24 protein-coding genes are annotated in these 24,628 nt (G+C 61.5%); 17 read left to right on the forward strand and 7 right to left on the reverse strand.

What is annotated here, in order from left to right; all coding sequences use genetic code 11:
- The 3 genes from QRN54_RS22020 to QRN54_RS22030 all read right to left on the reverse strand — a co-directional run.
- Nucleotides 1-607 (reverse strand): cobyric acid synthase (locus tag QRN54_RS22020; protein ID WP_285183112.1); only part of this gene is annotated, 607 nt, incomplete at its 3' end.
- An 8-nt stretch (nucleotides 608-615) separates the two neighbouring features.
- On the reverse strand, nucleotides 616-1,473 hold the full coding sequence (gene map / locus QRN54_RS22025) for a type I methionyl aminopeptidase (protein ID WP_007734970.1): 858 nt from the start codon (nucleotides 1,471-1,473) through the stop codon (nucleotides 616-618).
- A 29-nt stretch (nucleotides 1,474-1,502) separates the two neighbouring features.
- Entirely contained in the window at nucleotides 1,503-2,222 is a 720-nt protein-coding gene (locus tag QRN54_RS22030; RefSeq protein ID WP_285183079.1) for a transglutaminase domain-containing protein, read from the reverse strand.
- Nucleotides 2,223-2,275: 53 nt separating this feature from the next.
- On the opposite strand from QRN54_RS22030, the gene QRN54_RS22035 reads away from it, so the two are divergent.
- The 4 genes from QRN54_RS22035 to QRN54_RS22050 all read left to right on the forward strand — a co-directional run bounded on the left by QRN54_RS22035 (nucleotide 2,276) and on the right by QRN54_RS22050 (nucleotide 5,060).
- The gene (locus QRN54_RS22035; RefSeq protein ID WP_054825513.1) at nucleotides 2,276-2,626 is read left to right on the forward strand and encodes a DMT family transporter; all 351 of its coding nucleotides are present in this window, start codon (nucleotides 2,276-2,278) and stop codon (nucleotides 2,624-2,626) included.
- Nucleotides 2,623-2,949: a DMT family transporter gene (locus tag QRN54_RS22040; RefSeq protein WP_003942819.1), complete on the forward strand. Its 327-nt coding sequence runs from the start codon at nucleotides 2,623-2,625 to the stop codon at nucleotides 2,947-2,949. The genes QRN54_RS22035 and QRN54_RS22040 overlap by 4 nt, the downstream gene beginning before the upstream one ends.
- A gap of 55 nt (nucleotides 2,950-3,004) precedes the next feature.
- Nucleotides 3,005-3,841 carry a helix-turn-helix transcriptional regulator gene (locus QRN54_RS22045; protein WP_007734963.1) on the forward strand — a complete coding sequence of 279 codons (837 nt, stop codon included), beginning with the start codon at nucleotides 3,005-3,007 and terminating at the stop codon, nucleotides 3,839-3,841.
- Between the two features lie 142 nt (nucleotides 3,842-3,983).
- Nucleotides 3,984-5,060, forward strand: a complete 1,077-nt coding sequence (locus QRN54_RS22050) for an ABC transporter substrate-binding protein (protein ID WP_232508949.1) — start codon at nucleotides 3,984-3,986, stop codon at nucleotides 5,058-5,060.
- 17 nt (nucleotides 5,061-5,077) lie between these two features.
- Here the strand turns inward: QRN54_RS22050 and QRN54_RS22055 are convergent, their stop codons facing one another.
- Entirely contained in the window at nucleotides 5,078-5,671 is a 594-nt protein-coding gene (locus QRN54_RS22055) for a GNAT family N-acetyltransferase (protein ID WP_285183080.1), read from the reverse strand.
- Between the two features lie 162 nt (nucleotides 5,672-5,833).
- On the opposite strand from QRN54_RS22055, the gene QRN54_RS22060 reads away from it, so the two are divergent.
- Nucleotides 5,834-6,232 carry a DUF7144 family membrane protein gene (locus tag QRN54_RS22060; protein WP_003942678.1) on the forward strand — a complete coding sequence of 133 codons (399 nt, stop codon included), beginning with the start codon at nucleotides 5,834-5,836 and terminating at the stop codon, nucleotides 6,230-6,232.
- Between the two features lie 75 nt (nucleotides 6,233-6,307).
- A complete protein-coding gene (locus QRN54_RS22065) occupies nucleotides 6,308-7,753 on the forward strand; it encodes a hypothetical protein (RefSeq protein WP_285183081.1) in 1,446 nt (481 codons plus the stop codon).
- Here QRN54_RS22065 and QRN54_RS22070 read toward each other — a convergent pair.
- Nucleotides 7,731-8,108, reverse strand: a complete 378-nt coding sequence (locus QRN54_RS22070; protein WP_003942794.1) for an SHOCT domain-containing protein — start codon at nucleotides 8,106-8,108, stop codon at nucleotides 7,731-7,733. The two genes, QRN54_RS22065 and QRN54_RS22070, sit on opposite strands and share 23 nt — an antisense overlap.
- A gap of 133 nt (nucleotides 8,109-8,241) precedes the next feature.
- Nucleotides 8,242-8,493 (reverse strand): three-helix bundle dimerization domain-containing protein, encoded by a 252-nt coding sequence (locus QRN54_RS22075; RefSeq protein WP_050656480.1) that lies wholly within the window; start codon nucleotides 8,491-8,493, stop codon nucleotides 8,242-8,244.
- Nucleotides 8,494-8,684: 191 nt separating this feature from the next.
- Here QRN54_RS22075 and ppk2 point away from each other — a divergent pair, with 191 nt between their 5' ends.
- From ppk2 to QRN54_RS22095, 4 genes are read left to right on the forward strand one after another with little or no spacing between them, the layout of a single operon-like run.
- Nucleotides 8,685-9,515, forward strand: a complete 831-nt coding sequence (gene ppk2, locus QRN54_RS22080) for a polyphosphate kinase 2 (RefSeq protein ID WP_285183113.1) — start codon at nucleotides 8,685-8,687, stop codon at nucleotides 9,513-9,515.
- Nucleotides 9,516-9,542: 27 nt separating this feature from the next.
- Complete coding sequence (locus QRN54_RS22085) at nucleotides 9,543-12,284, forward strand: cation-translocating P-type ATPase (RefSeq protein ID WP_285183083.1); 2,742 nt, start codon at nucleotides 9,543-9,545, stop codon at nucleotides 12,282-12,284.
- Between the two features lie 17 nt (nucleotides 12,285-12,301).
- Nucleotides 12,302-13,996 carry a SulP family inorganic anion transporter gene (locus QRN54_RS22090; RefSeq protein ID WP_116056848.1) on the forward strand — a complete coding sequence of 565 codons (1,695 nt, stop codon included), beginning with the start codon at nucleotides 12,302-12,304 and terminating at the stop codon, nucleotides 13,994-13,996.
- Nucleotides 13,997-14,044: 48 nt separating this feature from the next.
- Nucleotides 14,045-15,010: an endonuclease/exonuclease/phosphatase family protein gene (locus QRN54_RS22095; protein WP_116056849.1), complete on the forward strand. Its 966-nt coding sequence runs from the start codon at nucleotides 14,045-14,047 to the stop codon at nucleotides 15,008-15,010.
- 36 nt (nucleotides 15,011-15,046) lie between these two features.
- Here the strand turns inward: QRN54_RS22095 and QRN54_RS22100 are convergent, their stop codons facing one another.
- A complete protein-coding gene (locus tag QRN54_RS22100; RefSeq protein WP_228402203.1) occupies nucleotides 15,047-16,045 on the reverse strand; it encodes an Lrp/AsnC family transcriptional regulator in 999 nt (332 codons plus the stop codon).
- Nucleotides 16,046-16,181: 136 nt separating this feature from the next.
- On the opposite strand from QRN54_RS22100, the gene QRN54_RS22105 reads away from it, so the two are divergent.
- The 7 genes from QRN54_RS22105 (at nucleotide 16,182) to QRN54_RS22135 (ending at nucleotide 24,616) form a co-directional block, all read left to right on the forward strand.
- Entirely contained in the window at nucleotides 16,182-17,525 is a 1,344-nt protein-coding gene (locus QRN54_RS22105) for a DUF3100 domain-containing protein (protein ID WP_285183085.1), read from the forward strand.
- 84 nt (nucleotides 17,526-17,609) lie between these two features.
- Entirely contained in the window at nucleotides 17,610-18,824 is a 1,215-nt protein-coding gene (locus QRN54_RS22110; protein ID WP_064112700.1) for an amidohydrolase, read from the forward strand.
- Nucleotides 18,821-20,179: an L-serine ammonia-lyase gene (locus tag QRN54_RS22115; RefSeq protein ID WP_050656486.1), complete on the forward strand. Its 1,359-nt coding sequence runs from the start codon at nucleotides 18,821-18,823 to the stop codon at nucleotides 20,177-20,179. Before QRN54_RS22110 ends, QRN54_RS22115 begins: the two co-directional genes overlap by 4 nt.
- Nucleotides 20,180-20,305: 126 nt before the next feature.
- Nucleotides 20,306-21,211, forward strand: a complete 906-nt coding sequence (locus tag QRN54_RS22120; RefSeq protein WP_218960095.1) for a hypothetical protein — start codon at nucleotides 20,306-20,308, stop codon at nucleotides 21,209-21,211.
- 126 nt (nucleotides 21,212-21,337) lie between these two features.
- Nucleotides 21,338-22,486 carry a serine hydrolase domain-containing protein gene (locus tag QRN54_RS22125; RefSeq protein WP_285183086.1) on the forward strand — a complete coding sequence of 383 codons (1,149 nt, stop codon included), beginning with the start codon at nucleotides 21,338-21,340 and terminating at the stop codon, nucleotides 22,484-22,486.
- A gap of 306 nt (nucleotides 22,487-22,792) precedes the next feature.
- A complete protein-coding gene (locus QRN54_RS22130; RefSeq protein WP_285183087.1) occupies nucleotides 22,793-23,479 on the forward strand; it encodes a TetR/AcrR family transcriptional regulator C-terminal domain-containing protein in 687 nt (228 codons plus the stop codon).
- A 9-nt stretch (nucleotides 23,480-23,488) separates the two neighbouring features.
- A complete protein-coding gene (locus tag QRN54_RS22135; RefSeq protein WP_285183088.1) occupies nucleotides 23,489-24,616 on the forward strand; it encodes an FAD-dependent oxidoreductase in 1,128 nt (375 codons plus the stop codon).
- The last annotated feature ends 12 nt before the right edge of the window (nucleotides 24,617-24,628 follow it).

The raw sequence follows: 24,628 nt of genomic DNA on the forward strand, positions 1-24,628 counted from the left end.
CAACGTCACCGCGGAATTTGTTGATCACAAATCCCGCGATCAATGCCTGGTCGCTGGGCGAGAGCACAGCAACGGTCCCGAACAGATGGGCCAGGACGCCGCCGCGATCGATGTCACCGACGACGACGACCGGAATCCGCGCAGCCTCAGCCAATCCCATGTTGGCAAGATCCGTTGCGCGCAAGTTGATTTCGGCCGGTGAACCGGCGCCTTCACAGATCACGACGTCGAACTCGGATCGAAGCGATTCGAGATCTTCGGCCACGACGGCGCGAAGCCACTGCCGATGCTGCATGTAGTCGCGAGCACCCACTGTGGTCATCGCCTTGCCCCGAACAACCAATTGCGACGTGCGGTCACTTCCAGGCTTGAGCAGCACCGGATTGAATCGAACACTCGGCTCCAGACGGCATGCACGCGCCTGAAGTGCCTGCGCACGGCCGATCTCTCCGCCGTCCAGCGTGACCACGGAGTTGTTCGACATGTTCTGCGCCTTGAACGGCGCCACTCGGACGCCTCGACGCGCCAACATGCGACACAATCCGGCCACCAGAACGCTCTTGCCTGCGTCGGAAGTAGTGCCGGCTACCAGCAGAGCGCCGCGCATCTCCGAACTCAAGGCAGGGTGAGAATCTCTGCACCGGTCTCGGTGACCACCAAGGTGTGCTCGAACTGCGCCGTCCACTTACGGTCCTTGGTGACGACGGTCCAACCGTCCTCCCAGATCTCGTAGTCGATACCACCGAGGTTGATCATCGGTTCGATCGTGAAGACCATGCCCGGTTCGATGATCGTCTCGACCGCGGGCTCGTCGTAGTGCAGGATCACGAGGCCGTTGTGGAAGGTCTCGCCGATTCCGTGTCCGGTGAAGTCCCGGACGACGCCGTACCCGAACCGATGGGCGTAGGACTCGATGACACGTCCGATCACGTTGAGCGCGCGGCCGGGCTTGACGGCTTTGATGGCCCGCATCGTTGCCTCGTGTGTGCGCTCGACGAGCAAGCGGTTCTCTTCGGACACGTCACCGGCGAGGAATGTCGCATTGGTGTCGCCGTGTACCCCGTTGATGTACGCGGTGACGTCGATATTGACGATGTCGCCGTCCTGGATCACAGTCGAGTCGGGGATTCCGTGGCAGATCACCTCGTTGAGAGACGTGCAGCACGACTTGGGAAAGCTCTTGTAGCCCAACGTCGACGGGTATGCACCGTGGTCGAGCATGAACTCGTGTGCGATGCGGTCGAGTTCGTCGGTCGTGACACCGGGAGCGACAGCCTTGCCGGCTTCCTGCAGCGCGCCTGCAGCGATCTTGCTGGCGATGCGCATCGCCTCGATCGTTTCCGGCGTCTGAACCCAGGGCTCGTTGCCCTCTTTGGCGGTCGGCTTCCACGCGTACTCGGGCCGCTCGATCTTCGAGGGCACAGCGAGGACGGGAGAGACGGTTCCAGGGACCAATGGGGTACGCACAGACATGCAGAACAGCCTAGACCTCGCGTCGCGGGTCAGCCGGATGCACTCCAGTTACGGAAAACCGGGTCGACGAGAATTCTGACGGGGGTCGACATCGTCTGTCCGAATTCCTCGAAGAGCACGTCGCGAGATTCGAAGGTGCCCAGATCGCGGTCGACGAATTCGGAAAAGTCCAAGCAATCACACGAAACAGACTTGCCCCAACTGATCGGAGCGCGTCCGATCGCGTCGAACAGTGTCTCCTCGCCGGTATTCGTGAACGGTTCGAGCGCTGAGACCACCGCAGGTGAAACGATCTCGGAGATGTCCTGCCAGCGTCCGTCGACCAGAAATTCCGGCCACGCCAGCAGCACTGACTTCGGAATCACCGCATGTAGACGCCGAAATCTCGGGTACCAGAATTCCCCGCGTAGTACGAGACCGCGTACTCGGGTGGCGATACCTCGGCGGCGAGCCAACGCTTCGACGATAGCCAGTCTCTGACTGCAGGATCCGCGCTTTCGACTCAATGTCACCGAGACGGGTTGCCGGTCGTCGAGGCCGTACACCGGCCGAATATTTGCAGCGACGCTGCGATGCGCCGACACCAGGAACTCCTGCGCCGACTGGATCGCACCTTCTGCAATGTCCTCGTAGAGGCGGGCCACGTCGTCGTGGCCCCAGTCGAGGATCGGAGTTGCGGCCACATCGCCACCCGACGCGTCGTGGCGGATGTCACCTTTGCGGATTCCACCGAGCAGTACGCACGTCATGTCTCAACCGTAGTGCGCGACCGGAATCGGTGGAGCCTGACAGAATCCCAACCGTGAAGAAATGGCTGTTGTTGATCACCGCGATCCTCACCGAGGTGTCTGCGACGCTGTCGTTGCGCGCCGCCCTCGATCACCCGGCTTGGTACATCGTGGTCGTCGGCGGATATCTCGCAGCATTCACCGCCTTGTCGTTCGTCCTGCGGGAGGGCATGGGACTCGGTGTTGCATACGGAATCTGGGGCGCAACCGGAGTTGTCCTGACCGCAGTATTCGCAACGGCCCTTTTCGAAGATCCTCTGACGGCCACCATGGGCGTCGGGATTGCACTGGTCATCGGCGGAGTGCTGTGCGTCGAACTCGGTTCCCAGGTTGGTGCCGACAGCGGGCCGGTGGACCCAGCATGACCTTCGTATTTCTGATCGCTGCAATTATTTCCGAGGTCACCGCGACGTTGTCACTACGGATGGCGTCGCAGGACGGCAGCGACAAACGATGGCTCGCGGTTGTCACCGTGGGGTATCTCGCCGCTTTCGCCTTCCTGACCCTTGCGCTCGACGCGGGCCTCACCATCGGCGTCGCCTACGGAATCTGGACCGCATGCGGAGTGGCGTTGACGGCAATCGCATCCCGTATTCTCTTTCGCGAACCGCTGACCAGGCTCATGATGGTCGGGATCGGCCTCATCGCGGCAGGCGTGCTTCTCATCGAACTCGGTGCGAGTCACTGATCGCTGCCCACATCAGTGTAAGGTTTACCTAACTTTGCTCTGGAGGTAGTCCACGGTGCTGATCCCTGCCCTTCGTGAAATCGACGACGGTCCACAGCTGGACGACGATTCCCACTTACGGGAATCCGACCGCCACACTCCGATGGCGCGCGCCGTCCCGGCGCCGTTCCAACTCACGACGTACATCGTCGAGACCGACCACATCACCCGGTGGCCAGAGCACGCTCACATCGAGCACGAACTGATCTGGTCCGACCGCGGTGTCGTCAACATGATCATCGACAATCAACTCTGGACCGTCACGCCCGGCGTCGGCCTGTGGATCCCCCGCGGGGTCCTCCACGAAGGTCAGGCAAATCCCCACGTCGCATTCCGCGCCACGCTCTTCACCCCCGAGCTGTGGACCCCCGCCTGGAACGAACCGTGCATCGTGACACTGAGTGAGGCAGCCCGGGCACTGCTGATACACCTCGCCCACACCGGAATGCCTGCAGAACAACGCCTTCGGGCACAGCAGGTTTGTGTCGATCTCCTCACCCCGGCATCGGCACCTCACTTCGACGTACCGATCCCCCGAGATCCGCGGCTACGGATGCTCGTCGACAAAGTGCTGTCGGATCCCGCCGACGATCGATCACTCGATCAGTGGGCTCACGTTCTCAATCTCAGCCGACGTACGGTCACCCGGATTTTTGCCGCGGAACTCGCCTTGAGCTTTGCGCAGTGGCGCACTCTGGTTCGTATGAGCACGGCCCTCGGCATGCTCGGGACCGGAATGAGTGTGAACGCCGTCAGCCGCCGTGTCGGTTACGGGACGTCGAGTTCCTTCATCGCCGCTTTTCGCAAGACGGTCGGCTACACCCCCGGCAATGCGCTCGCCGCTGTCAACTGACTCGAGCCTGACCTGTTGTCGACATCGGCTGGCCCCTTCGCTACACGCACGCGCCCTACATTCACTTAGGTAAGCCTGCTCTCACGTGCGTACTGCGCTGAGTCGTGCAAGCACTTCCCTGATCAATCCCGAGGAGTTTCGCGTGTTCAGATCTGCCCGTCAGAGAATTCGTCCCCAGCGGAGGCGACGAATCGTTGTTGCGCTCATGCTGGCGGCGGCACTGCCTCTGACCGCCTGCACACAGTCGTCATCGGACGCCCAGGAAAACAATTCATCGGCATCCGCCGTCGAGGACGGCGCCTATCCCGTGACGATCAAGCACGCTTTCGGCGGGACCACCATCGACAAGGAGCCGACACGGATCCTCACCCTCGATTCCGCAGCGGCAGACACGGTCATCGCCCTGGGTGTCACTCCGATCGCGATGCAGAAGGACTCTTGGGCCGGCGACGCCGACGGGTTCCTGCCGTGGACCCGCGCCGAACTCGAAAAGTCGGGCCAGACGCTGCCCACGCCTGCGCCGTACTACTCCGACAGCGGCGAGCTACTGTTCGAGCAGATTCTCAATGCCGCGCCTGATCTGATTCTTGCCCCGTACTCGGGCTTCTCCGAGCAGGATTACCAGCGCCTGAGCTCGATCGCCCCGACCCTCCCGTACGACACCAAGCCGTATCAGCCCAGCTCGTGGCAAAACCTCGCCACCGATGTCGGCAAGGCACTCGGGCGTCCCGCTCAGACCGCGGCGCTGATCAAATCGGTTGAGGAATCGGTCCAGGAATCGAAGGCGAGTCATCCCGAATTCAACGGAGTCACTTTCGCCTTCGGTTCCTACATCCGTGAAGGAGAAACCGAAACCGCCATCTACGGTCCGGACGATCCGCGCGTCAAGTTTGTCGAAAACCTCGGGCTCACAGTCGCTCCCGACGTGGTGAACGGCGCCAAGAACTTTGCCGGCGACTCGTTCCTTTTCGGCATCAGTATGGAAAAGCTCGACACGATCAACACCGACGTGTATCTCGGTTGGGCAAGCGATCAGTCGGAAGTCGACAGCACATTGGCCAACACTCTGTTCTCGCGGTGGCCGGTCATCGCCAACGGCAAGGACCTGTGGATCACCGACAATCGCCTGACTGCGGCGACAATGTACGTCAGCCTTCTGAGTGTTCCGTGGGCGACCGACGAACTCGTGCCACAGTTGACCGAACTGGTCGCAAAATAGCAGCCCGCTCGGTCTGATCAAGCAACTGAAGGCCACTCACCGCGAAGTGTCGCGAAAACCACGGTGTCGGTCCACTCGTTCTTGATCCACGCGTTCTGCCGAAAATGTCCCTCTCGCCTCATACCGATCCGCTGCGCGAGTCGCGCCGAGGATTCGTTTCTCGAATCCATTCGCGCGACCACGCGGCGCAATCGGGGTGTCGCGAACGCGAGGTCGATCAGAGCGGTCACAGCTTCCGTCGCGAATCCTCGGCCGCCGAACTCGGGCGAAAATGCCCACCCGAGTTCGGCGGTGTGCTCGACTTCGGCTGTGCAATCAGATTCTTCGACTCGCCAAGCACTCACGCTTCCGACAACCCGGCCCCCGTACTCGACAACAAGTGCCACCGCGCCCGATGCCAGGTCGCGGCGAGACATTCTGGTCTGCACGGCCTCTCGAGCCTCCGCGAGACTCCAGGGTTCGTTGAGCAAATACCGGCATACGTCGCTGCGCCCGTAGAAGGCGAGAAGATCCCGGTGATCGCCTGGGCGGTAGGTACGGAGCACCAGCCGGTCCGTCCGGATCACACCCGGTGCAGGCCTCATCGCCACACCTACGTCCGCCATATCCATGCCGTCACGGTAGGTTCTTTCGAATTCGTAGGCGAATGAATATCGCAATGCTGTGCAGCGCTCAATGTTTGATTTGCCCTCCGACGGGCTACTTCACCACCGTAAAAGGTCGGGACAGGGAAATATGCCAGGCTATTTCGCGCTTGAAATCTAGGGGCGGTCATGTCCGAGGATTCACTGGTAAAGCAGGGTGTGGCAAAAGGAAGCGCGCTGGGCGGAGCCGTTCTCCTCATCACAGTCGGCGTGCTCGAAATCCTCCAAGGCATCTCGGCGATATCGGAGGACGACGTGACAGTCGTCGGCCCTGAATACGCGTACCAATTCGACCTCACCTCCTGGGGATGGATTCACCTCGTACTCGGCGTGCTCGTCACCGCTGTCGGAATCATGCTCTTCACCGGCGCGACGTGGGCACGGGTAGGCGCGATAGTCATCTGTTCTCTGTCGATCCTCGCGAATTTCCTGTGGCTACCCCACTCGCCGTGGTGGTCGATCATCATCATCGCGCTCGACGTATTCGTCATCTGGGCCGTCGCGACCTGGAATCCCGAGGTCATCTGAGGTCACCCGCCGAATCATCTTCGCAGTTCAGCATTTCAACTGTGCGCCAGTAGTTTCCGTCCCGGGAGGACCATCATGGCAAACGGCACGAGCGACGGACCACTCCAGGAGGACGAACGTGCCGAACTAGCCCGGTTGCGCGAAGAGGTAGCAACACTTCGCGAGCAGACTCCCAGCGCCCGCGAAACGACCGTCGAGAAAGTCTCCCGACCACCTCGACATGGGCTGCGGTGGACCGCGGTGACAATCCTGCTGGTGCTGGTCGCACTGCTCGCAGTCTTGTCGGTAACCACCCGCTTCGTACGTAGTCAGATCCTCGACACGGACCGCTACGTCAGCACGGTAGCGCCACTGGGTGAGAATCCAGCCGTGCAAGCGGAGATCACGAATCAAGTCACGGACGAGATCTTCGATCGCGTCGACGTCGAAGGGCTCACCACCGAGGCACTCACGGCATTGACGGATGTGTCGAATCTCGAAGCCAACGCGCCTCGCGTGGACCAGGCGTTGGTGGGTTTGGCACCGGTGATCACCGGCCAGGCGAAGAGTTTCGTCCACGACACAGTGGCCTCGCTCGTTCGGACGCAGCAGTTCGAAGACCTTTGGATTCAGGCGAACCGAGCGGCGCACAACTCCCTCGTCGCCGTCATGACCGGAAACTACGGACCCGACTCGGTCGAGGTCGACCAGAGCGGAACGGTCAGCATTTCACTGAGCACGATCATCGACCGGGTGAAAACGGCGCTGACCGAACGCGGCTTCGCTTTCGCAGACAAAATCCCGTCCGTGGACAAGGAGTTTGTTCTCTTCCAGTCCCCCGAGCTGGTGAAGGCGCAGCGAGCCGTCTCGGCACTCGACAAGGTCTCGGCGGTGCTGCCGTGGTTGGGAATTGCTTGCGCAGCAGCCGCTGTCGCCGTTGCGCCAACCGGTCGCAGGCTTCGTACGCTGTCCCTGGTCGGTCTGTCGATTGCGTTGGGAATGCTTGTTCTTGCGATCGGAATTCTGATCGGGCGCGCAATCTACCTCGACAGTGTCCCTACCGATATCCTCTCGCCAGACGCCGCCACCGCTGTCATCGACACAGTTCTGGTTCCGCTTCGGACGAGCCTTCGCGCGGTTGCGGTCCTCGGTGTGGTGGTGGGGCTCGGCGCCTACCTGATCGGTGGGTCGTCGTCGGCGATCGCCGTTCGTCGAGGCTACGGGCAGGCGTTGGACTTCGTCCGGCATTCTGCAAGCGGCCGAACGCCGAATCAGGTGGAGCGGTGGGCCAATCAGCTTCGTGTCCCACTGCGCTGTGCCATCATCGGCATCGCCGCACTGTTGCTGCTCTTCTGGCGCTACCCCACCGGATTGGTCGTTGGTTGGATCGTCGTCATTGCGCTCGTTGCTCTCGTCGCACTGGAAGTATTGGTTCGTCCCGCACGCGCCGCCGCGCAGGACGCCGGGCCTGACGACGGCGGAACCGACGACGCCAGGCCCGGGGCAGAAGATACGAAAACTACGCCAGCGCCTTTGCCTTGATGGCCTGGAATTCCTCTTCGTTGATCGCGCCTGAGTCGAGAAGCTCTCTGGCGTCGGCGATCTGCTGAGTCGGCGATTTCCCGGCGACCTTTCGAATGTAATCACTCTGCGCGTGTATGTGCTGTTGAGCGGCTTCCATCGACCGCCTCGTCATTCCGTCATTCTTGACGACCACGTAGATCATCGCGGACAGGAATGGAATGACGAAGAGGAATATCATCCACAACGCCTTGGCCCAGCCCGAAGTCTCGTGATCACGGAACAAGTCGGTGATGATCGAGAACAACACGCTCAAGTACGCCACAAAGGCAAAGCAGACGAAGATGAACCAGAAGAATTCCCAGAAGCCTTCCATGTCAACGCTCCCTGTACTCGGTTTTACACATCAGGAGTTCGGGAGGCTGACGTTCCGCGCCTGAGCTCCTGCATTCGGCCAGAACTCCCTGGTCCAAGGTCATTTCAGTATGCGCCGACGATCCCCGTTCCGGCTACAGTTCGAAAGAGTTCAGACTCGCCGACCGCTCATCCATTATCGGAATCACGATTCTCCGATCCGAGATCTCTTGTCTGGCCGCTTTTTCGACCAGAAGAGGCACGAAGTCGCGGATCCGACATCCCGCAAAACGCTGGTGAATTGTTCGCACTCTGTTTTCGATCTCCGGTGGAGGAACGGCGGGATAGCGGGAAATCAGGCGAGTGATCACCCGCTCGACGTGAAGCAACTCTTCGTCGCCAGTCATCCATTAATGGTCGTCCGTCCAGCCGAGCACGTCAAGACTCGGAAAGGGTTCGAAAACAACACGATTCGGGTCTCGATTGCGAAGAGAATAGGTTCACCGAATATGGGGCATACACATAAGGGCGGACGGTTCCCCGCGCGCTCGCGTTGCGCTCATGATGCCAGGGAGTGGAAGTGGGAAAGAACGCTCGGATTCTTCACGACGACACCCCGTCGACCCTTACCGACGACGCGCCGCCCGTGGCAGAAAAGCCGATGAAGAACAAGGTGTACCGCCGCAAACTCAAGCCGTTGCACGGCGAACTCGTGGCTTTGCAGGAGTGGGTCAAATCGTCTGAAGCCAAGGTCTGCATCGTATTCGAAGGTCGAGATACCGCGGGGAAGGGCGGTGTCATCAAAGCCATCACCGAGCGAGTGAGTCCGCGAGTGTTCCGGGTCGTTGCGTTACCCGCCCCGACCGAGCGAGAGCATTCGCAGATGTATGTCCAGCGCTACGTCCCGCATCTTCCGGCTGCCGGTGAGATCGTCATCTTCGACCGAAGTTGGTACAACCGTGCCGGTGTAGAACGAGTAATGGGCTTTTGCACCGAAGAACAAGCACATCAATTTCTCCAGCTCATTCCGACCGTCGAACGCGCGATCGTCGAATCGGGAGTCATTCTGCTCAAGTACTGGCTCGAGGTCAGCGAAGAACAGCAGCTCTTACGTCTGCAGAGCCGGATCGACGACCCTCGAAAGATCTGGAAGCTGTCGAATCTCGATCTGAAGTCGTTCAGTCATTGGTACGACTACTCGCGTGCCCGCGACGAGATGTTTCGCTTCACCGACACCGGCTGGGCGCCATGGTATGTCGCAAACAACAATGACAAGAAACGCGGACGACTCAACATCATCAGCCACATTCTGAGTCAGATCCCCTACGAGCCCGTGCAATCCACGGACATCACCCTACCGAAACGGCAGAAGGCTCACGGCTACCAGACGCCCAAACAACCGCTGCACTGGATTCCGACCCGGTATTGACGATCGCCAAGGAAAGGATGTGCGGTCATGAGCCCCACGCCGTGGCATGCGCAGAGTGGCGAATCAGTCGTGTCCGTACTGCAGTCGGACCCGGAGCGCGGACTGCAGTCGGATGAGGCCGACCAACGGCGACGACGCTACGGGTCGAACGAAATCACCTCGACGCCACCGCCGTCGACGTGGTCGATCGCGCTGTTGCAGCTGAAAGATCCGATGAACTTGATGCTCGTCGCCGTGGCCGCGGTCAGCATCGCCATCGGTGAAGTGCCGACAGCAATCGTGGTGGCGGTGCTCGTCGTGCTCAACATCGTCCTCGGAACTCGACAGGAGTTGAAGGCACGGGCCAGCGTCGACGCCCTCGCCAAGATGCAGACGCCCCAAGCACGGGTCATTCGTGACGGGAACCTGATTCAACTCGACGCTACCGAACTGGTGCCGGGTGACATCGTCCAAGTCGAGGCAGGAGACATCATCGCTGCCGACGGACGGTTACTCGCCACCACCACCCTGGAGACGCAGGAAGCCGCATTGACCGGGGAAAGCGCGCCGATACCGAAGGACCCGAATACGCTGAACAACGAGGATATTCCGCTCGGAGACCGCAGCAATCTGGTCTTCCAGAACACCTCGGTCACCCGCGGCACGGCGACCATGGTGGTCACCGAGACCGGGATGCAGACGCAGATAGGCCGGATCGCGTCGATGTTGTCGGCGGTCGCCCCTGGCAAGTCGCCACTTCAACGTGAATTGGACTCTCTCACCAAACTTCTCGGAATCATCGCGTGGACGGCAGTGATCGTCATCGTCGTCATCGGGCTCCTTCGTGGGCAGGACCTGACTACGCTTCTGCTCCTTGGTATCGCAATGGGAGTGTCCGCGATTCCGACCGGCCTGCCAACATTCGTCCAGGCGATGCTGGCCTACGGTGCCCGTCAACTGGCCGACGCCAAGGCCGTCGTGAAGAACCTGACCGACGTCGAAACACTCGGCGCGACCAGTGCAATCAACTCGGACAAGACCGGCACGCTGACCATGAACCAGATGACCGTCCGATCGCTGTACGTCCACGGCCGTTGGTACACGGTCGAGGGCGAAGGCTATGCCAAAGCGGGAAGGATAACGCAGGTTGCCGGCGAGGCGCCGCCCGACTTCACCCTTCTCGCATACGGACTGTGTCTCGACAGCGATGCAACGGTTTCCGATTCCGGGGAAGTTGTCGGCGACCCGACCGAGGCCGCGCTCGTGGTGCTCGCGGCAAAGATCGGTGCCGACGCCCCACTCACCAGACGGACCTACCCGCGGGTGGCGACGGTTCCGTTCGATTCCGCGTACAAGTTCATGGCCACGTACCACCATCTCGAAGTCGACGGCGTAAGTCAGTTCGTCGGATTGGTCCAGGGCGGACCCGATGTCGTCCTCGCTCGGTGTTCTTCGGCCTTTCTCCCCGGCCGTCGGCAGGTCCCGATCGAGGAAGTCCGAGACGAACTCACGGCAGCAAATCAGTCTATGTCCGAAAAGGGTCTTCGGGTGCTGGCATTCGCGGTCAGACGCCTCGACGGACGGGAAGACGCTGTCGTGGCCGACCCCATGTCCTTTGTCGAGGACCTGACGTTTGTCGGTATGGCAGGCATCATCGACCCGCTGCGTCCGGAGGCGGTCGATTCGGTGCGAACCGCACACCGGGCCGGCATCGAGGTCCGCATGATCACCGGCGACCATGCCATCACCGCCGCAGCGATCGGTGCCGAACTCGGACTCGGCCCGGGCTCGGTGGGCGGCGGCGAGTTGCAAGCGATGACCGATGAAGAACTGTCGACCGCGTTGCCGAACCTGCACGTGTTCGGCCGCGTCACTCCGCAGGACAAACTTCGCTTGGTCGATGTCATGCAGAGCGGTGGCGCCGTCGTCGCGATGACCGGAGACGCGGTCAACGACGCCGCCGCGTTGAAGAAGGCAGACATCGGCGTCGCCATGGGCTCGGGCAGTGAGGTGACCAAACAGGCGGGCAAGATGGTGCTCACCGACGACAACTTCGGTACCCTCATCACCGCGATCACTTTGGGCCGCAACATCTACGGAAAAATCGTCTCGTACATCCGCTACCAGATGTCGAAACTCTTCTCCTTGGTTCTCCTCTTCCTCGCTGCGAGCATCTTCAACATCAACGAGGGTGTGGCACTGACGCCACTGATGGTGCTGTTCCAGCACTTCTTCATCACACTGTTCCCCGTCGCCGTGATCATGCTCGACCCGCCGCCACCGGATCTGATGAACAAGCCTCCGCGCGATCCCAAGATGCCGATCGCACATCGAAGCGCAGTCGCTCAGTGGCTCGCGTACGGTGTCCTGCAATTTGCCGTGACACTCGCGGCGATGCTTCTCGCACCCGGTGAAATGAGTACTTCCGAGGCGAATGTTCCCATGACCACAGCATTCGTAGTGCTCTCTCTCGGTTCGATTCTCGCGGGGCTGACTATGCGGCGTGATCCCGAGTCCGGCGTGGTTCCACCGGTTCTCGGTGCCATCAAGATCTTGACGATCCCCACGGTCGTGACCGTATTCGCCGTCGAGGCGGGCGTCCTCCAGGACCTCCTCATGACAACCTCACTGACCGGCGCCCAGTGGCTCGCCTGCCTGGGTTGGTCGCTGATCATCCCGGTTGTCGTCGAGTTGGACAAGGCAATTCGACGCCGCCGCCTCGCACAGGCACCTGCGCCTCTCCCTGCGACCACCGCGGTTGCCCCCGAGCGCGCCCGTTCGCTCCACTGAGGGAGGACAATCAAACGATGATGTGGGCGGAGAGTCTAGGTCGGCTACCGGGCGTCGCGACTGCCCGTGGGTATCGCCGCGAGTGGTTGCGAACAGACGTCACTGCCGGACTCGTCTTGACTGCCCTGCTCATCCCGGCAGGCATGGGCTACGCCGAGGCCGCCGGGTTGCCTGCGTACGCCGGGCTGTACGCCACCATCGTGCCTTTGCTCGCGTACGCGGTAGTCGGGCCCTCGAAAATCCTTGTACTCGGACCTGATTCGTCACTGGCGCCGCTGATTGCCGCCGCGGTCATACCGCTGGCAGTGGTCGGCGATTCGGAGAATGCGCTTGCACTAGCCGGTGTTCTCGCCATTCTTGTCGGACTCATCCTCGTGATCGGCGGATTCCTTCGTCTCGGCTTCGTGACCGAACTCCTCTCGAAACCGATCCGTCTCGGCTACCTCAATGCCATTGCACTCGTCGTCGTAGTTGGTCAGATTCCCAAGCTGCTCGGATTCTCCGTCGACGCGTCCGGTCTACTCGGTGAAATCGGCGGGATCTCAAAGGCCCTGGTGGGTGGCGACGTCGACCCCCTCGCTGCCGCCATCGGTGTCGGTTCGCTAGTCGTCATAGTCGCCTTCCGGCTCTGGGTACCTGTTGTTCCCGGCGTTCTGGTGGCCGTTGTCGCGGCCATAGTCTTGTCCGCTGCCGCCGGTCTCACCGATGACATCGGCATGGTCGGCGCGCTGCCGGAAGGACTCCCCCTCCCTTCCGTCGGTGGAGTCACCTGGCAGGACGTCGGCCATCTGATCGGGCCCGCCGCCGGTATCGCATTGATTGCCTTCGCCGACACCGGCGTTCTCTCGCGCACCTTCGCCGCCCGCCACGGCGAGGACGTGAACGGCAGTACCGAAATGAAGGCGATCGGTGTCGCGAACGTGGCCGGCGGGCTGTTCGGCGGGTTTCCGATCTCGGCGAGCGGGTCACGAACTCCGGTAGCCGAACAGAGTGGGGCGCACACACAATTGGCCGGCGTCGTCGGGGCGCTCGCGGTCCTGGTGTTCGTCCTCGTCGCTCCCGGACTCACGGCATATCTGCCCGATGCAACACTGGCCGCCGTCGTCATCGTCGCCGCGTGTGCACTGATCGACGTGGGCGGCATGGTCCGCATGTGGCGCATGAGCACCGTGGAATTCGGCCTCGCCGTCGCGGCGTTTCTGGGCGTCGCCCTGGTCGGTGTGCTACAAGGCATCCTTGTTGCGATCGGACTGTCCTTCGCAGCGGTCATCGCGCAGGTATGGCAGCCACATCGAACCGAACTCGTCGAGACGGGCGATCCCACCGGATTCCACGACATCGAACGCCATCCAGATGGGCATCGCATCCCCGGCCTGGTGTTGGTGAGGTTTGACGCGCCACTGTTTTTCGCGAACGGCGAGATCTTCGACGAGTACGTTCGCTCCGTCGTCGCCAAGGCGCCAGATCCGGTCGACTGGGTGGTTATAGCCGCCGAACCGATCACCGGACTCGATACAACGGCAGTCGACGAACTCGTCGATCTGGATACATTCCTCGAAGGCAAAGGAATTCGGTTGGCATTCGCAGAGATGAAAGGTCCGATCAAGGATCGACTCATCCGATTCGGAGTCGGGGATCGATTCGATTCGACGCACTTCTACCCGACCGTCGAAGCCGCCGTGAACGCATTCCGCACCCGAACCGGCGACTGACAAACGCCAGGCAGTCGGGAGCCGTGGCTGCATTGGGTACCGTTTGGTATGGGATTCACGACGGACAATGTTCCGGCACGCCGTATCGCTCAGGTCGCCGGCGTGGGCGGTATCGCCGTCGGCGTTGTCGCGCTGATCGCGTTGTACTCCACCAAGCCGATCAACCCGTTGATCGCCGTGGCCTCCTTCGTCCCGATACTGCTTGCGGTCACACTCGCAGCGTCCCTGATATGCCTGGTCTTTCGCCGCTGGATCCTGCTGGCGATCTCGGTGGTACTGATTGCGGTGGGCGCGTCGGTGATCAGTCCACTGTATGTGGCAAACAGTTCCGAAATCGACGGGCCGACTCTGCGCGTAATGCAAGCAAATCTTCTCTTCGGGCAGGCAGATCCCGCCAGTTTGACTGCGACGGTGCGCGAGAAGGCAGTCGACGTCCTGACGGTTCAGGAACTGACCACATCACTCGAAGGCTCTCTCAGAGATCAAGGACTCGAGCAACTGCTGCCGCATCACTACTTGGTACCGGACGAGGCCGGCGGGGGTGGCGCCGGTATTTACAGCCGTTATCCGCTGACGGACACTCGGGAATTGAACGGATTCGGACCGACCAATCTTGTTGCCGAAGTGGGCTTCTCAACTTCGTTCACCCTTCTGGCGGTTCACCCCGGACCGGCGTACGTGACCCCGCCCGACGTGTGGACTGCCGAGCTGAGCACTTTGCGAAACGCGCTCGACGCTGCTGCCGCCGAGGAAACCGTCATCGTCAGTGGCGACTTCAACACCACATTCACGCACAAGCAATTCCGTGACCTCCTCGATGTCGGCTACTCCGATGCCGCAGACCAATTGGGAGTAGGCATCGTGCGCACCTATCCGGCGGACAAGAAATTTCCCGCGATCGTCGGCATCGACCATGTACTTCTGCGGGGCGGTCAGGCGAAGTCACTCGAGCGGATCGAGATCGAAGGTTCCGATCACTTCGGCTTGATCGTCGACGTGGCGATCCCCAACTAGTCGGAGAGCACCCGACCCGCGCGAACGAGTTGCGGATCACCCGTGCTTCGGCATGCTTCGGCCCGACACATCGATCGTCCGATGCAGGTGATGCGGCGTACGCAGGACGATCGACCGGTCCACCACGGATACGCCCGGAAACTGCTCGGCGAGATAACCTTCCAGACGCTGCACGTCGTCGATCGAGCGCAGCCACACCGCCAATGCGATGTCGTAGCTGCCGATCGTAGAAGCAACAAGCCTCGCCTCACGCAGGTGCGAAAGACGCTGAGCAATTGCCTCCTTTCGCCCGTCGAGACGTAAGAAGTACCAGGCGTAGACCGGCCAGCCGGAGTAGGGCCGAGCAATCTCCGTGCGGACGACCAGTCGCCCCGTCGACAGCTCGTGAGAAAGGAGCGCCCCAGCGCGAGCCGGCGTGACTCCGAGGGCCGCAGCGAGTGCCGAGACGGTGACACGTGGTTCGCGAGAAAGAATGTCGAACAGCTGCGACTGTTCCTCTTCGCCGGCGCGTACACCACGAATCTTTCCCGCCGGGGCCGACTCGAGCGCGGCAATTTCTTCCGCATCGAGAGCACGTAGACGCCAGTTCCTCGCGTCGGAGTTCGCCGAGGACACGATCTGAGTTCGCATCGCGGTGATCATCGGCAAGGATTGTGTTCGCTCCAACACGTACCTGGACAATTGATCGAGGTCAGTGCAGGTGAGCGTGACGAGCAGATCCCGATTGCCGGTTGTGAGATCGACTGTGAGAACTTCGGGATCGTGCGCGATCTGTTCGGCAACGCTCATGGTCTGTGCCGGTGCGCATTCGATCTCGAGAAGTGCGGTCGCCGACACGATGGGTCCACCACGGTACGCAGCGATCCACGCTATGCCTTGCGAGTGCAGACGCTCCCAACGCCTGGTCAGGGTGACCGGGTCGGAACCGATCGCGCGTGAAAGCTCGGACCACGACGCTCGCGGCCTGATCTGCAGTGCGTTCAACAGCCGAAGATCGTCGTCCTTGAGCATCTGATCCTGCACCGAGGACCTCACTTTCAAAAGAATGCTGCACCGAAACAGGATCGAAACGCGTCGATCCTAACTTCATCACATCAATAGTCCACCAAATCCTGAGCCTCGAGAACCCTTACTTCTTGCGTTCGTTCGCCCCCTCGAGAAAGACACCGACATGACCGAAGCATTCCCTGTCTCGCATGACGATTCCCCAGTCAGCGATCAAACCGCGACGCAAAAAGTCGTTTTTGCCATGCGGTCGCCACGCCTGTGGATCGTGGTGATTCTGCTCCTCGGGCTTGCGGCAGGCGCGCAACTGATCGGCCCCGCAGTGATTCCCGTCGGCGCTGCCGCCATCACGATCCTGCCCATGGTGTGGGGACTGATTGCCGGCGGTGTCGTCTCGAGCCAGAAGTGGAAACCACTCGGCCTCGACCTTCAGGCTGCGGCCTCGGCAATCATGGGCCTGGCTGTTCTCTTGCTTTGTGCAAGGTTGTCTTTCACCATCGGCCCGAACATCCAATTGTTGTTCGAGGCGGGCCCCGCACTGCTACTGCAGGAATTGGGGCACTTGTTCGGCACTATCGCTCTCGCACTCCCGCTGGCGGTACTCCTTCGGATGGGGCCGGCCACCGTCGGAGCAACCTTCTCCATCGACCGCGAGGGTTCCTTCGCGATGGTCAGCGAACGCTACGGCCCCGATTCCGACCAGTACCGTGGAGTCCTGTCGATGTACGTCTTCGGCACTCTGTTCGGTGCCGTGCTGATCAGCCTGATTGCGTCACTGGCTACATCCTTCAACATCTTCGACCCCCTCGCGTTGGCGATGGGTGCCGGCGTCGGATCCGGCTCGATGATGGCTGCCGCTGCCGCCAGCGTCGTTTCGGCGCACCCCGAGATGGCCGACCAGGTACTCGCCGTGGCGGCCACATCCAACATCATCACCGGCCTCCTCGGCGTGTATGTCGGCATGTATGTCGCACTCCCCCTTGCTGATCGAATCTACGGCGCACTCACCAAGCGCTCGAAGTCGACCAGCGAACGGAAAGCCGACACTGCCCCACGAGCGGTTGCGCCGAGCGCCACCGTGCCGCTGACCACGATCGTTCCGATTCTGTTCGTCGGTGGGGTCATCGTCTCCTCGATCGCAGCGGGTGGCGTATCTCGATCGATCATCGTCGGTTACTTGATCCTCACCGGATTGTTGCTCCTGGGCGTCGGCGTGGCCCGCCTGACCCGCGGCAAGATCGCGGCGATGATCGCAATCATCACCATCGGCGCCTTGGCGACAACACCGTGGTCCCCCATCGGTGATTTCGTCTCGAGCACCGTCGGGAGTGTCGACTTTCTCTCGATCTGCACCCTCACCTTGACTGTCGCAGGTCTCAGCCTCGGCAAGGACCTTCCCTTGCTCAAGACGATCGGCTGGAAGATCGTGCCCGTCGGAATCGTCGCGATCCTCGCCTCTTACCTACTTTCCGTGGTCGTCGCGGAGTTCGCGCTGGGCCTCTGGCACTAGAACTGCACCCGAAAACGCTGAGAACCGAAGACACCGTGATCCGAAGACACAGAGAACCAAAGATGTTGAAAGGAAGCAATACCCATGTCCATCGCTGACACCCGCACCCGCACAGACTCGGTTTCGAGCACGATCGAGAAGTGGGCATCACGCCTCATCGACGTCAGCCACACCATCCATGCTCACCCAGAATTGGCATTCGAAGAGCATCATGCGTCGGCCCTCTTGGCGGACGCCGCGCAGGAAGCCGGCTTCACGGTTACTCGCGCCGCCTACGGCCTCGAGACGGCATTCGAAGCGGTGCGGGGCTCCGGCCCTTTCCGCGTCGTCGTCTGCGCCGAGTACGACGCCCTTCCCGATATCGGTCATGCGTGTGGACACAATGTCATCGCCGCTGCCGGACTGGGAGCAGCGATCGCGCTCGGAGAGGTCGCGGAGGAACACGGCCTGACCGTCGTCCTTCTCGGTACGCCGGCCGAAGAACATGGCGGCGGGAAAGTCTTGCTGCTCGAACGTGGCGCATGGGAGGGCGCGGCGATGTCGATCATGGTCCACGGCGCTGCAGGTGAAGACGTCAGCTGCACCGTCACCGGAACGCAGGCAGTCGACCGGTTCGACGTGACCTACACCGGAAGAGCCGCACACGCGGCCGCTGCGCCACACAAGGGCATCAACGCAGGTGACGCCGCCACGATCGCCTTGGTCGCCATCGGACTTCTCCGTCAACAACTTCCGTCCGACGTCAGGCTCAACGCCTATGTCGAGCACGGCGGCGAAGCAACAAACATCATTCCGGCCTCGACGTTGGTGCGAGCGGAAGTTCGGGCCGCAGAACTCGACGTGCTGTTGGACGCCAAACGTCGTATGCTCTCCTGCTTCGAGGGCGCAGCTGTGGCCAGCGACTGCTCCTGGTCGACCGAACGCGCCGAACCGCGCTACGAGGAGCTTGTTCAACATCGCGTGCTGGCGACGATCTGGGACGAGGAGATCGCGAGCCTGGGCCGCACCGCGGCCGCCCGAACTCCCCTGACCGGCGGCTCGACAGACATGGGCAACGTGTCGAAGGTGGTTCCCTCGATCCACCCGATGATCGCGTTACGCGGCGTTACCGGAGTTCCTCACACGATCGAGTTTGCCGCTGATGCCCGCTCCGCAGCGGGCGACGAAGCTGTTCTGCACGGAGCAATTGCAATGGCACGCACTGTGATCCGAGCCGCCACCGGGGACTCGCGCTCCAACCTCCTGACGATTGCGGCCCAGCGCGAGTCAGGAGCGACTACCGTCACGAGCGCCGAATGAGCACCACCGGCGTCTATGTTTCCGCGCTCGAATTCTTCTCCATCGGCATCGGGCCCTCCAGTTCACACACGGTCGGTCCGATGCGAGCCGCCCGCACTTTTGTCGGCGAGCTCTCCGACGCCGGCTTGACCGCGTCGGTCGACCGAATTCGCTGCAATCTGCACGGCTCTCTCGCCGCCACCGGAATAGGGCACTGCACTCCCGACGCGGTGATCGCGGGACTTCGTGGGTTGGATCCTGAAACGTGCGAGCCGAACGACATTCACGGGCGTTGGGCCGAGCTCTCGGACGGCGGATCGGTGAAGCTCGTCGGCGGCTCACTCGGGCACGTTGTGTTCACTCACGAGGACATGGTGTTCGAGCCGCTCGTTCGCCGTCACGGGCACCCCAACTCGATGACACTGACCGCCTTCAGCGGTCGCGAAATCGTCTGTACGAGTACATATCTGTCGATCGGTGGCGGATTCGTACTGCGTGCCGGAACGGAGACGCAAGCAAGCGCGCATTCGATCAACTCACGCTATCGAACCGCGAAAGAGCTACTGGCGGAATGCGGCTCCGGAACTATCGCCGAACTGGCACTGTCGGACGAAATCGCGATACACGGCCAGGATCGGGCATTCACCGGCATCGACGCGATCTGGTCCGCGATGCGCGACTGCATCGAACGCGGCACCCAGACCGAAGGTGTATTGCCCGGGCGTCTCGGAGTTCGCCGAAGAGCACGGTCCGCGAACATTCAACTGGAACAACGTAACTGCGCACCCTCCTCACGCGAGTGGCTGACCGTCTACGCCATGGCGGTCAACGAAGAAAATGCAGCAGGTGGCCGCGTGGTAACGGCTCCGACGAACGGTGCCGCAGGCATCGTGCCGGCAGTGCTATACCACCACATACGTGCGGCGGGCGCCGGTGTTCACGACGTTCGAACCTTTCTCCTCACCGCAGCCGCAATCGGATCGATCATCAAGGCGAATGCCTCGATCTCGGGTGCGGAGGCGGGGTGCCAGGGTGAGGTCGGAGCTGCCTGCGCGATGGCGGCAGCCGGCTTGTGCGCTGTCATGGGCGGATCACCACGACAAATCGAGAATGCCGCTGAGATTGCCATGGAACACCATCTGGGGCTGACCTGCGATCCGGTTGGTGGCCTGGTCCAAATCCCATGCATCGAACGAAATGCCGTAGCCGCCTCGACTGCAGTCACCGCAGCTCAGCTCGCATACCTGGGTGACGGGACGCATGTGGTGAGCCTCGATACCGTCATCGAAACCATGCGCCAAACCGGAAACGACATGTCCGTGCGTTACAAGGAAACAAGTGAAGGCGGGCTCGCCGTCAATGTCGTCGAGTGCTGAGGGGGATGTCGACGGCAGCGGCGAGGGCGGGCGGACGCCGTCGCAGGAAATATCATCCTCTCGAACGATGAAGTCCGGTGTACCGATTTCTACACTCGGTGACATGACTTTGTGGACGGTGACCAGATGATCGCTCATCACGCTGGAGGAATCCCACTGCACAATTCTTCACGGCACAACACTGCGGGGCCGTCGCGCTCGACGCAGTCCTCCGGTCGCAAGATCGCCGCGTTGATCGCGTTGGTCGCCGGTTTCTCCGCTGCCTTCGTTCTCGCCCCGGGCATGCTGACGAGTAGGCCGGGTGATGGGTACGCAGACCAGGGAGAACTCGTCGAGACGGTCCGCGCCGCGTTCGTCGAATACTGGAGTTCCGGTGTCCAAGCCTTCTCGCCAAGCTTGGAGTCCGCTGTCGACTACTGGCTGCGGTACCACGTGGCCAAGGCCGTGATCGCGGTAATCCTGCTGACGGTTCTGCTCGCACTCGGCCGGATGCTCAAGGCGTCGTTCGTGAACGCCGGCCCTCTGACGGCTGGAAAGAAACTCGCATTCGCCTCGGCGGGAGGGCTGGTCACGCTCCTCGCGATGTTTTCCTCGGTACTCGTGATGGCAAATATCCAAGGTGTCGTTGCACCCTTCTCTTCGCTGATCTCGATGTTGCCCGTGGCCCAGGCGGATGGGGCACTTGGCGACACTGTCGGGCAGGTCCGCCAACAGCTCGCTCAGTCGACGGGCACCGGAAACCAGCAAAGCCCTGTCCTCGAACTGATGATCAGCGACTTCGCGCGGTATCACTTGGCCATGGCGGTGATCGCGCTGATCGCGGCAGCAATATCACTGACCGTGACTGTGGTCGTGTGGGCACGCTTCGCGAGAACGGCGCGATCCGAGCGACGGACGAGATTCGTGTCGGGGTCGATCGGTCTTCTCACTGCACTGTTCACGCTGGGATTGATCGTTGTCGGCGTAGCAAATATGGGCACCGCGGCAGACCCGGCACCCGCGCTGGCGGCGTTCTTCGACGGCGGAATCTGACCCAAGCCAAGGGTTCAGGCCAGGGTTCCGTAGTCCCCCGGTACCGGTTGAGGAGGTACCTGGGGACTGCGTCTGCCGTACCCGGGGTCGATGTGTGAGTGCCCTCGGACGGGCAGAGTTCGACTCATGAAAACCGGAGCAAGACGCATCCTGCTTGTCGGCCTGTGCAGCGCCATGGTTGTCGGAGCTGTAATCAGCTGCAGCACGGACAAATCCACAGACACATCCGACAAGATCATGGACTCGACCATCACCGACCAGCTCGATTCGATCGTCGACGCAGCGGTGAATTCGACCGGGATTCCCGGTGCGATGGTGGGCATTTGGGGGCCCGACGGCAACTACGTCAAGGTTGCAGGAGTCTCGGATACGGCAACCAAAGCGCCGATGGAAACCGACTTCTACCACCGGATCGGCAGCGTCACCAAAACATTTACCGTGACCGCCCTGCTGCAATTGGTCGACGAGGGAAAGATCGGTCTCGATGATCCGATCTCCAAGTACGTCGACGGCGTCATGGAAGGTGATGCGATCAGCTTGCGTCACCTGGCAGGAATGCGCAGCGGCCTCGTGGACTACACGACGTCCGAACAGTTTGTGATGGAATATCTTTCGGATCCCCGCCGAACTTTCACACCGGAGGAACTCGTCGGATACATCAAGGACCTCCCACTCCAACTTCGACCAGGGACCACCGTCGACTACTCGAACACCAACACTGTTCTGCTGGGCATGGTGATCGAAAAGGTCTCCGGCTCAAAACTGTCGGAAGTCATCGACACCAAGATCACGACACCACTCGGAATGGAGCACACCAGCTTTCCCACCACCAGCGCGTTCCCGACACCACACGCTCAGGGGTACACCAACCAAACGCTCGACGAATCCGTGACCGCGGCGACGGACTGGAATCCGTCGTGGGGCGGCGCCGCGGGTGCAATGATCTCGTCGTTGGACGACATGCGCATCTGGGTTCCGGCGCTGGCCAAAGGCGATCTCCTGACCGGCGCCACTCAGAAGCAGCGCCTGCAAACCGTGAGCTTGAGCGAAGGGGACGACAGCTCCGGCTACGGACTCGGTTTGTTCAACAGCGGCGGCTGGATCGGTCACAACGGAAGCCTGCCCGGCTACAAGACAGTCTCGGTCTACTTGCCCGAGAAGGACACAACCCTGGTCGTCTTCATCAACACCGACATCGACGGAGAGACCGACCTGACCAGTGCTTTGATGGTGCCGATCACCAAGTTGATCAGCCCGGGCAACGTCTACGGCTGATCACCTCGGGTCCGATCCACAATTCGGACGAAAGTGACATCTCGGGTTTCGATCTGTCGATAGGCTCGACCGTCGACAGATCGAAACCCGAAAGAGGCACTCATGGGATCGTTGAACGACTGGCTTCTCGACAGCGATAGCCCGCTCGTGGGCATAGTCGGCGGCATCCTGCTGACGATCGCAATGCTCTCCGGCGGTACAGGCATGTAACCCACCGCTCCCGATATGGCTCCGCACAGCGGTGGACGTTCAGTGCGTGATCCAACGAACATGTTCGTTACGAACATGTTCGTGTACGGTAAAAACATGCCCAACCAGCCAGCAAGTCCATCGAGCCGACGCAATCGTCCGGCCAAACCCGCTCTGACACGCGAGGGCATCGTCAGTACCGCGGTGGAAATCTTGCGATCGGAGGGGTTGCAGAAGTTGACCATGCGTCGACTCGCCCTCGAACTCGACACCGGGCCGGCATCGATGTACGTGTACGTGCGCAATACCGCCGAATTGCACGCCGCCGTTCTGGACACACTTCTCGGAGTGGTCGACCTCGCCGAAAATTCCTCCGGCACTTGGCAAGCTCGCCTTGAACGGGTGTTGACCTCGTACACGGCCGTGCTGTTCGATCATCCCGGTCTCGCCCAGTCGGCACTCGTTTCCCGACCCAGCGGAGTTCACTACGTACGCCTGCTCGAGCGCCTGCTGGCATTGCTCGACGAAGGCGAAGTCCCTCCAGGTCAGGCCGCGTGGGGCGTGGACTTGCTACTGCAGTACGCGACGTCCACTGCTGCCGAACACTCGGCGCCGAACAATTCCGCCGACGCGGATGCCCGATGGAGCGCGTTGACCGACGCAATCCAGAACGCAAACCCGCAGACGCACCCACTCGTCGCAGGCCATGCAACAGCTCTACTTGCCGGTGAACCCACCGCGCGCCTCTCCTGGGGATTCCGCACGCTCATCACGGGCATCGAGAACACCCCACTCACTTCTTAGGAACCCACCATGAACCACTACCCCATCGCAATCATCGGCGCCGGCCTCGGCGGCCTCACCCTCGCCCGAGTCCTCCATCTCCGCCGAATCGATTCGGCGGTATTCGATCTCGAATCCGGACCGACAGCCAGAACTCAAGGCGGGATGCTCGACATCCACGAAGACTCGGGTCAGATCGCGCTTCGTGCCGCCGGCCTCTATGAGGAGTTCCGCGCCCTCGTTCATCAAGGCGGGGAAGAGACACGCGTCCTCGATCGAAATGCCGTCGTGCACCTGAGCGAGCAGGACACCGGAGACGGCGACCGCCCGGAAATCGACCGCGGCCAGCTCCGTGACCTACTGCTCAGCTCAATTCCGAAGGAAACAATCCACTGGGGAGCCAAGGTCCGCAGTGCTCATCCGTTGCCGGATGGTCGACACGAAGTTCACCTCGCGGATGGCACCCACTTCACCACCGATCTCTTGGTCGGCGCCGACGGTGCGTGGTCGAAAATCCGTCCACTGGTTTCAAACGACGCTCCTGCGTACACCGGAATATCTTTCGTGGAGTTCGACCTCGACGCCGCCGACAACCAGCACGTGGATGCCGCTGAAACCGTCGGCGGCGGAATGATGTTCGCACTCAGTGCCGACAAGGGCTTCCTTGCCCACCGTGAGACCGACAACAGTCTGCACATCTACGCCGCCCTGCGAGTTCCCGAGAGCTGGGCAGCGAGTGTCGACTTCTCCGACGATCACATCGCGAAGAAGGTTCTGCTGGAACACTTCTCGGACTGGGACGAGTCACTGCGTTCACTGATCGTCGAAGCCGACAGCTCGCTGACCCCTCGCCCCATCCATGCCCTTCCCATCGGCCACAGTTGGAGCCGTACTCCCGGGGTCACTCTGCTCGGGGACGCGGCACACGTCATGTCGCCGTTTGCCGGAGAGGGTGCGAACCTGGCAATGCTCGACGGCGCGGAACTCGGCCAGGCGATCGCTTCGCACAGCAGCACGGAGGAAGGGCTAGCTGTCTACGAAGAGCGCCTATTCCCACGCAGCGCCGCGGCGGCACAACAGTCCGCTGATGGACTGGACATGTGCTTCGGCGAGAACGCACCCCAGGGGCTCGTGGACATGTTCACCTCACTCCCGTGACCTGACAAACTC

This window comes from Rhodococcus sp. MEB032 (assembly GCF_030208925.1).
GTDB lineage: Bacteria > Actinomycetota > Actinomycetes > Mycobacteriales > Mycobacteriaceae > Rhodococcus_F > Rhodococcus_F qingshengii.